The following is an 8,617-nucleotide window of genomic DNA, read 5'->3' on the forward strand; positions in this document are numbered from 1 at the left end:
TTAACCCCCCAGTTTCGATTTATCGCGCACCGCACCTTTGTCGGCGCTGGTTGCCAGGCTGGCGTAGGCACGCAGCGCAAAGGAGACCTGACGTTCGCGATTTTTCGGCGTCCAGGCTTTGTCGCCACGAGCTTCCTGCGCTTCACGACGCGCCACCAGTTCGGCATCGCTTACCTGTAACTGAATGCCACGGTTCGGAATGTCGATGGCAATCATGTCGCCGTCTTCAATCAGACCAATGCTGCCGCCGCTTGCCGCTTCCGGCGAGACGTGGCCGATGGAAAGACCAGAGGTGCCGCCGGAGAAGCGTCCGTCGGTGATCAGCGCGCAGGCTTTACCGAGCCCCATTGATTTCAGGAAGCTGGTTGGGTAGAGCATTTCCTGCATGCCGGGGCCGCCTTTCGGGCCTTCGTAACGGATCACCACCACATCGCCAGCGACAACTTTGCCGCCGAGAATCGCTTCTACCGCGTCGTCCTGGCTTTCGTACACTTTCGCCGGACCGGTGAATTTGAGGATGCTGTCATCGACGCCCGCGGTTTTAACGATGCAGCCGTTTTCTGCGAAATTACCGTACAGCACCGCAAGGCCGCCGTCTTTGCTGTAGGCGTGTTCCAGCGAACGGATGCAGCCATTTGCGCGATCGTCATCGAGAGAATCCCAACGGCAATCCTGCGAGAATGCCTGGGTGGTACGAATGCCCGCCGGGCCAGCGCGGAACATATTTTTTACCGCGTCATCCTGGGTCAGCATAACGTCGTATTGTTCCAGCGTTTGCGGCAACGTCAGGCCAAGTACATTTTTCACATCACGGTTCAGTAATCCCGCACGATCCAGCTCGCCGAGAATACCGATAACACCACCAGCCCGGTGAACATCTTCCATATGGTATTTTTGGGTGCTCGGCGCAACTTTACACAGCTGCGGAACCTTGCGGGAAAGCTTATCGATATCACTCATGGTGAAGTCGATTTCCGCTTCCTGCGCCGCCGCCAGCAGGTGAAGTACGGTGTTGGTAGAGCCGCCCATTGCGATATCCAACGTCATGGCGTTTTCAAACGCCGCTTTGCTAGCAATATTGCGCGGCAGTGCACTTTCGTCATTTTGCTCGTAGTAACGTTTGGTCAATTCAACAATGCGTTTACCGGCATTGAGGAACAGCTGCTTACGATCGGCGTGAGTTGCCAGCAGCGAGCCGTTGCCCGGCTGCGACAGGCCCAGCGCTTCGGTCAGGCAGTTCATTGAGTTAGCGGTAAACATCCCGGAGCAGGAGCCGCAGGTCGGACACGCGGAACGTTCAACCTGATCGCTCTGGGAGTCAGAAACTTTCGGGTCTGCGCCCTGGATCATCGCATCAACCAGATCGAGCTTGATGATCTGATCGGACAGTTTGGTTTTCCCGGCCTCCATCGGGCCGCCGGAAACAAAGATCACCGGAATATTCAGGCGCAGGGAAGCCATCAGCATCCCCGGGGTGATTTTGTCGCAGTTAGAGATGCAGACCATGGCGTCGGCGCAGTGGGCGTTGACCATATACTCAACGGAATCAGCGATCAGTTCGCGAGATGGCAGTGAATAAAGCATCCCCCCGTGGCCCATGGCAATCCCATCATCCACCGCAATGGTGTTGAACTCTTTGGCAACGCCGCCAGCCGCTTCAATTTGTTCGGCGACCAGTTTACCAAGATCGCGCAGATGGACGTGACCCGGTACAAATTGGGTGAACGAGTTCACAACCGCGATAATCGGCTTACCGAAATCGGCGTCGGTCATTCCGGTGGCGCGCCACAGCGCACGAGCACCCGCCATATTACGACCATGAGTGGTGGTGGCGGAACGGTACTTAGGCATACTTTATTTACTCCCAGTGTCTGTCTCGTAAATGGGACGGTGCGTGCCGTCCCATTTTTTGTATTTATTGATTAACTTGATCTAACCAGCCCCATTTATCTTCGGTTTCGCCAGTGAAGAGGCCGAAGAAGGCTTGCTGAATGCGTTTGGTAACCGGGCCGCAACGGCCTTCACCAACCTGAATACCGTCTACACTGCGCACTGGCGTGATTTCTGCCGCAGTACCGGACATAAACACTTCATCCGCCAGGTACAGTGATTCGCGCGACAGCACCTGCTCACGCACTTCAATTCCCAGCTCTTTCGCCAGTTTGATGATGGCGTCACGGGTAATACCCGGCAGCGCGGAGGAGGTGAACGGTGGGGTGAACAGCACACCATCTTTCACTTCAAACAGGTTTTCGCCTGCGCCTTCAGAGATATAACCGTTCACATCCAGCGCGATACCTTCCTGATAACCGTGGCGGCGCGCTTCGCTACCCACCAGCAGGGAAGAGAGGTAGTTACCACCGGCTTTTGCCGCCGTCGGGATGGTGTTTGGTGCTGCGCGGTTCCAGGAGGAAACCATCGCATCGATCCCCTGCTCCAGCGCTTCTGCACCCAGATAGGCCCCCCACGGGAAAGCGGCAATAATCACATCGGTTGAGTATCCCGCTGGCGGGTTTACGCCCATGCCAACATCACCAACGAAGATCAGCGGACGGATATAGGCGCTGGTGAGATTGTTTTTGCGGATCACGTCACGACAAGCTTCCATCAGCTCATCAATGCTCTGCGAAACCGGGAAGCGATAGATTTTGGCGGAGTCATGCAGACGCTGCATATGCTCACGATGGCGGAATACAACCGGTCCTTTGTGCGAGTCGTAGCAACGGATGCCTTCAAAAACCGAGGTGCCATAGTGCAGCGCGTGCGACATCACATGCACCTTCGCGTCTTCCCAGCGAACCATCTCCCCATTGAACCAAATGTAATCAGCTTTCTTCGTGGTCATTTTTATATTCCTTTTGCGCTCAGGCGCGGATTTGTTGTGATGTGGTTGTGCTCTGGCAGATGGCAACGTGTGCGACGTCCACCAGTTTATTTAACTGACTAAACAGTAAGTCGACCGACCGTGGGCTGGCAACGGTCAATTCGATATTTATATTTTGTGCATCGCTGGCGGCGGCCATATTCATTGAACAGACGTGGAAACCACGATGACGCACCACGCGTAAAACACGTTCTAAGGTTTCCGGATTGAAGCGAGCCGATACATTGACCTGATGTTGCATCATGATAATTTCTCCAACATTTCTGAATTACTGGCACCAGGCGGCACCAGCGGCCAGACGTTCTCAAGTTCGTCGATTGAGACATGAAGCAGGTATGGCCCATCACTGTTCAGCATGGTGTCGAGTGCCGCTTCAACCTGGTCTTTACGGGTGATGTGTTGGCCAGGGATGCCGAAGGCGCTGGCTAACATGAGGAAATCGGGGTTATCAGTAAGGGTTGTTTCGCTGTATCGTTCCTGGAAAAACAGTTGCTGCCATTGTCGAACCATCCCTAACCGTTGGTTATCGAGTAAGACGATTTTCAACGGTAACTGCTTGCGTTTTACGGTGCCCAGCTCTTGCACATTCATCATGAAAGAGCCGTCACCGGAGATACAGACGACGGTATCGTTCGGTCGCGCGACTTGTGCGCCAACCGCCGCAGGTAAACCAAAACCCATGGTGCCTAAGCCGCTGGAGGTGATGAAATTTTCCGGGCGAGTGTGGGCGATGTGCTGGGCAGCCCACATCTGGTGCTGCCCCACATCTGTGGTCACGACGCAATCCGCAGGTTTTCGATCCGACAGTTGTTTTAACAACAACGGCGCGTAGATAGCGTCACCGGGATGGTCGTAACGCCAGGTATGTTCATCACGCAGCTGCGCGCAGTATTGCTGCCAGTCATTGATATTTAACGGCTGCTGTAATGCTGGTAAAAGAGCATTTAAATCACCCTGTAAAGCCACATGTACCTGACGCAGCTTGTTCATTTCTGCCGGATCGATATCCATATGGATAACGCTGGCGTGTGGTGCGAAGGTGTTCAGTTTGCCAGTCACCCGGTCATCAAAACGTGCACCCACGGCGATCAGCAGATCGCACTCCTGCACTGCGAAGTTCGCCGCTTTGGTGCCGTGCATTCCCAGCATGCCCAGATAGTACGGATAATCCGCTTCAACTGCGCCCAGCCCTTTCAGCGTGCAGGTGACAGGCATTTTTGTGGTAGCGAGAAATTCACGCAAAGCCGGAACTGCCTGCGCCATGCCAACGCCACCGCCAACGTACAGCATCGGTTTTTGCGCTTTTGCCAGCATCTGGCGCGCTTGCTCGACTTCGGCATGGGGGAAAGTCACTTCGTTTTCAACGGTGGTGAACCACGGTTCCAGATCGCCGCTGGCTAACTGGATATCTTTTGGGATATCGACCAGAACCGGACCAGGACGACCTGAGCTGGCAACGTCGAATGCTTCAGCCATGATGCGCGGCAACTCTTCCAGCGACTGCACCAGAAAGCTGTGCTTGGTACAGGCTAATGACAATCCCAGTACATCCACTTCCTGAAATGCGTCAGTGCCGATAAACGGTGCAGACACCTGACCGGTGATGGCAACGACAGGGATGGAATCTAACAGTGCGTCCGCAAGCCCGGTTATCAGGTTGGTTGCACCTGGACCAGACGTGGCGATACATACGCCAGTTTTGCCGGTAGCACGGGCATAACCGATAGCCGCCATTGCTGCACCTTGCTCGTGTCGGCACAGCAAGTGTTCCACGCCACCGTCATACAATGCATCGTAAACCGGCATAATTGCGCCACCCGGATAACCGAAAACGGTGTTCACACCCTGTGCCCGCAACGCATGTACCACCCACTGTGCGCCATTCATAGTTAGTTCCCCGTCCTGAATCTTGAGAAACAGAATTTTGTGCTGTTATTCATTGTCTGCTCCTCAGTTATGTTTTTAAGGTCAAAAAAAACCCCCGGACCTTTCGGTGCGGGGGTCTTAGTTCGTTAAGGCTTGATCTCTAAGCCTTTCCTCGTCCAAGTGCAGCCCCGCACGGTGGGATAATAATCACCACCACGCTAATCACGACCAGGCTAATCACTCGTAGAAGGGCTGTCATTTTGTCTTTTCTTGCATCTTGTTCGAAGGAATGCCTAAAGAGTTACCATAGATTTTGCGAATAGCACAAGATATTTTTTGGCCTATTTTTATGATGTCTTTAATAATTTCAAGAGAAATTGTTGTTTTTTAAAAAGAAAATAGTGAGTGAAAAAAATTCAATTTCAGTATGAATGTTGTTCCCTTCCTCGTAGTTCATCCTTTGCCCGCTGCATTTTTGCGAGCATCATTCCACCGCCAGAACAACTCAACTTCACTTACACAAATAAACCGGAATCAGCCACTAAAATTCACGAATTAGCGGGCTACAGCAGCGATATCTTATGCACATAATGGTGACTCAAGGAGGGCTTATGTCACTGTCAATTGTTCATACCCGCGCAGCCCTGGGAGTAAATGCGCCCCCAATCACTGTTGAGGTACATATCAGTAAAGGTCTACCCGGCTTAACGATGGTGGGCTTACCAGAAACAACGGTAAAAGAAGCCCGCGATCGCGTGCGCAGCGCCATTATCAATAGCGGATATGAATATCCGGCGAAAAAAATCACCATCAATCTGGCTCCAGCCGATCTGCCAAAAGAAGGGGGACGATATGATTTACCTATCGCCATTGCGTTGCTGGCGGCCTCAGAACAGCTTACAGCCAATAAATTAGATGAATATGAATTAGTCGGAGAACTGGCGCTTACAGGCGCTCTGCGTGGCGTTCCCGGCGCAATCTCCAGTGCAACTGAAGCTATTAAGTCGGGCAGAAAAATTATCGTCGCGAAAGATAACGAAGATGAAGTGGGGCTAATTAACGGTGAAGGATGCCTGATAGCCGATCATCTGCAGGCTGTCTGTGCGTTTCTGGAGGGTAAGCACGCTCTCGAACGCCCGAAACCAACTGATGCAGTATCCCGGGCGCTACAACATGATCTCAGTGATGTTGTCGGTCAGGAGCAAGGAAAGCGAGGACTGGAAATTACCGCCGCTGGCGGGCACAACCTTTTACTGATTGGGCCGCCGGGAACAGGTAAAACAATGCTCGCCAGCCGTATTAATGGCCTGTTGCCAGATTTAAGCAATGAAGAGGCACTGGAGAGCGCTGCGATATTAAGTCTGGTAAATGCTGAATCAGTACAAAAACAATGGCGGCAGCGCCCGTTCCGCTCACCTCATCACAGTGCGTCGTTAACTGCGATGGTGGGCGGTGGTGCAATTCCAGGGCCAGGTGAAATTTCGCTGGCGCATAACGGCGTGCTTTTTCTTGATGAGCTACCTGAATTTGAACGGCGTACACTGGATGCCTTGCGAGAGCCGATTGAATCCGGGCAGATCCATCTTTCACGCACACGAGCAAAAATAACCTATCCAGCCCGTTTCCAACTTGTTGCGGCGATGAATCCCAGCCCTACCGGACATTATCAGGGAAACCATAACCGCTGCACACCAGAGCAAACGCTGCGTTATCTCAACCGACTCTCTGGTCCCTTTCTCGACCGCTTCGATCTCTCACTGGAGATCCCATTACCGCCACCCGGCATTTTGAGTAAAACGGTAGTGCCGGGAGAAAGCAGCGCCACCGTTAAACAACGCGTAATGGCCGCCAGAAAGCGCCAATTTAAGCGGCAGAATAAACTGAACGCCTGGCTGGATAATCCGGAAATACGCCAATTCTGCAAGCTTGAGAGCGAAGATGCGCAGTGGTTGGAAGAAACGCTGATCCATCTGGGGTTATCGATTCGTGCCTGGCAGCGGTTATTGAAAGTTGCACGAACCATTGCTGATATTGATCAGTCCGACATTATCACACGTCAGCATTTGCAGGAGGCAGTTAGCTATCGTGCCATTGACCGTTTGCTCATCCATCTGCAAAAACTACTGACATAAAAAAAAGGGCATTTCGCCCTTTTTATTAATCGTCAGAATCGGTGTAGTCTTCAGCACCTTCAACCTGCGGTTTACCGCCGGAAAGGGTGTGAAAACGTTTTGGACGCTTGATACGCGTCATATACTTGGACCACACGCGTTCTGCTTCTGTCACTGGCTCACGTTCGCCACGGCATACTGCTACGAAGAGTTTCTCTTCCTCGGTAACCGGCTCGCGTTTGCCAAGATCCAACTCATTGAAGGCATAACCATGACGCTCAAGCAGTTGTGCCTCTTTGATGGTGAAGTCACCATGACGAGAGAATCCACGTGGATAATGTTTATTGTCGAAATATCGATTAGTCGTCGTAAAGCTTTCCGCCATCCTGCACGCTCCTAATTCTTTGACCGAGCTAGTTATGGCGCGGAGTATTAGTTACGCTTGACAGAGTGTAAAACAAAACATTTAAATCATAACGACAAATAATTTTGCGGAGAGCACTGTGGATACGGAATTGTTAAAAACTTTCCTGGAAGTTAGCCGAACGCGTCACTTTGGTCGAGCGGCTGAATCGCTCTATCTGACCCAATCAGCCGTGAGCTTTCGAATCAGACAACTGGAAAATCAACTGGGTGTGAATCTTTTCACCCGCCACAGAAACAATATCCGTTTAACCGCCGCCGGAGAAAAGCTTCTGCCTTATGCAGAAACGCTCATGAGCACCTGGCAGGCCGCCCGTAAGGAGGTGGCGCATACCTCACGACATAACGAGTTTTCTATCGGTGCCAGCGCCTCATTGTGGGAATGTATGCTTAATCAGTGGCTGGGACGTTTGTATAAAAATCAGGATGCCCATACAGGCTTACAGTTCGAAGCGCGAATTGCCCAACGGCAGTCTCTGGTAAAACAGCTGCATGAACGCCAGCTTGATCTTCTTATTACTACTGAAGCGCCCAAAATGGACGAATTTAGCAGTCAGTTGCTCGGGTATTTCACTTTAGCGCTTTATACCAGTGCCCCTTCCAAACTAAAGGGAGATCTTAACTATCTGCGACTGGAATGGGGGCCAGATTTTCAACAGCATGAGGCAGGTTTGATCGGTGCTGACGAAGTTCCCATTCTGACAACCAGTTCTGCTGAACTGGCACAGCAACAGATTGCGACGCTTAATGGTTGCACCTGGCTACCCGTCAGTTGGGCGCGTAAAAAGGGCGGCCTGCATACCGTTGTCGATAGCACAACACTTTCACGGCCGCTTTATGCCATATGGCTGCAAAATAGCGATAAAAATGCGTTGATTCGCGATCTATTGAAAATTAACGTGCTGGATGAAGTGTATTAATCTGAATGGCTGGCAAGGATGCCGGTAGAAGGATTTACTTCGGAGAGGTTATTTCAGATAAAAAAAATCCTTAGCTTTCGCTAAGGATGATTTCTGGCAGGGGCGGAGAGACTCGAACTCCCAACACCCGGTTTTGGAGACCGGTGCTCTACCAATTGAACTACGCCCCTAATTAGGGTGGCGGAACGGACGGGACTCGAACCCGCGACCCCCTGCGTGACAGGCAGGTATTCTAACCGACTGAACTACCGCTCCACCGAATTCTTTTACAACCACCGGTTTTATGACCGGCTTACTGCTTAATTTGATGCCTGGCAGTTCCCTACTCTCGCATGGGGAGACCCCACACTACCATCGGCGCTACGGCGTTTCACTTCTGAGTTCGGCATGGGGTCAGGTGGGACCACCGCGCT

At 52.1% G+C, this 8,617-nt stretch carries 9 protein-coding genes, 2 tRNA genes and 1 rRNA gene; 2 read left to right on the top strand and 10 right to left on the bottom strand.

All coding sequences use genetic code 11. From position 1 onward, the window contains the following. From ilvD to ilvL, 6 genes are all read right to left on the bottom strand, one after another. Entirely contained in the window at nt 1-1,851 is a 1,851-nt protein-coding gene (gene ilvD / locus ACJHYD_RS20645) for a dihydroxy-acid dehydratase (protein WP_001551959.1), read from the bottom strand. 64 nt (nt 1,852-1,915) lie between these two features. Beyond that, complete coding sequence (ilvE, locus tag ACJHYD_RS20650; RefSeq protein ID WP_000208520.1) at nt 1,916-2,845, bottom strand: branched-chain-amino-acid transaminase; 930 nt, start codon at nt 2,843-2,845, stop codon at nt 1,916-1,918. A gap of 19 nt (nt 2,846-2,864) precedes the next feature. Further along, the gene (gene ilvM, locus ACJHYD_RS20655) at nt 2,865-3,128 is read right to left on the bottom strand and encodes an acetolactate synthase 2 small subunit (protein WP_000983255.1); all 264 of its coding nucleotides are present in this window, start codon (nt 3,126-3,128) and stop codon (nt 2,865-2,867) included. Further along, nucleotides 3,125-4,771, bottom strand: coding sequence for an acetolactate synthase 2 catalytic subunit (gene ilvG, locus ACJHYD_RS20660; protein ID WP_001551957.1), 1,647 nt, complete (start codon nt 4,769-4,771; stop codon nt 3,125-3,127). The genes ilvM and ilvG overlap by 4 nt, the downstream gene beginning before the upstream one ends. Before the next feature lie 2 nt (nt 4,772-4,773). Continuing rightward, on the bottom strand, nt 4,774-4,824 hold the full coding sequence (gene ilvX, locus ACJHYD_RS20665) for a peptide IlvX (RefSeq protein ID WP_001387183.1): 51 nt from the start codon (nt 4,822-4,824) through the stop codon (nt 4,774-4,776). Nucleotides 4,825-4,910: 86 nt separating this feature from the next. Beyond that, nucleotides 4,911-5,009, bottom strand: a complete 99-nt coding sequence (ilvL, locus tag ACJHYD_RS20670; protein ID WP_001311244.1) for an ilv operon leader peptide — start codon at nt 5,007-5,009, stop codon at nt 4,911-4,913. A 352-nt stretch (nt 5,010-5,361) separates the two neighbouring features. Here ilvL and ACJHYD_RS20675 point away from each other — a divergent pair, with 352 nt between their 5' ends. After that, on the top strand, nt 5,362-6,882 hold the full coding sequence (locus ACJHYD_RS20675) for a YifB family Mg chelatase-like AAA ATPase (RefSeq protein WP_001551955.1): 1,521 nt from the start codon (nt 5,362-5,364) through the stop codon (nt 6,880-6,882). 25 nt (nt 6,883-6,907) lie between these two features. Here ACJHYD_RS20675 and maoP read toward each other — a convergent pair whose 3' ends face one another. Then, a complete protein-coding gene (gene maoP, locus ACJHYD_RS20680) occupies nt 6,908-7,246 on the bottom strand; it encodes a macrodomain Ori organization protein MaoP (RefSeq protein ID WP_000841001.1) in 339 nt (112 codons plus the stop codon). A gap of 118 nt (nt 7,247-7,364) precedes the next feature. Here maoP and hdfR point away from each other — a divergent pair, with 118 nt between their 5' ends. Further along, nucleotides 7,365-8,204 (top strand): HTH-type transcriptional regulator HdfR, encoded by an 840-nt coding sequence (hdfR, locus tag ACJHYD_RS20685; RefSeq protein ID WP_000379230.1) that lies wholly within the window; start codon nt 7,365-7,367, stop codon nt 8,202-8,204. Nucleotides 8,205-8,298: 94 nt separating this feature from the next. Here hdfR and ACJHYD_RS20690 read toward each other — a convergent pair. From ACJHYD_RS20690 to rrf, 3 genes are all read right to left on the bottom strand, one after another. Further along, nucleotides 8,299-8,374 (bottom strand) — tRNA-Trp (locus ACJHYD_RS20690). Nucleotides 8,375-8,382: 8 nt separating this feature from the next. After that, nucleotides 8,383-8,459: transfer RNA gene (locus ACJHYD_RS20695), tRNA-Asp, on the bottom strand. Nucleotides 8,460-8,513: 54 nt separating this feature from the next. Next, a 5S ribosomal RNA gene (rrf, locus tag ACJHYD_RS20700) occupies nt 8,514-8,617 on the bottom strand; the annotation flags it as partial.

This window comes from Escherichia sp. WS1368 (assembly GCF_046487485.1).
GTDB lineage: Bacteria > Pseudomonadota > Gammaproteobacteria > Enterobacterales > Enterobacteriaceae > Escherichia > Escherichia coli.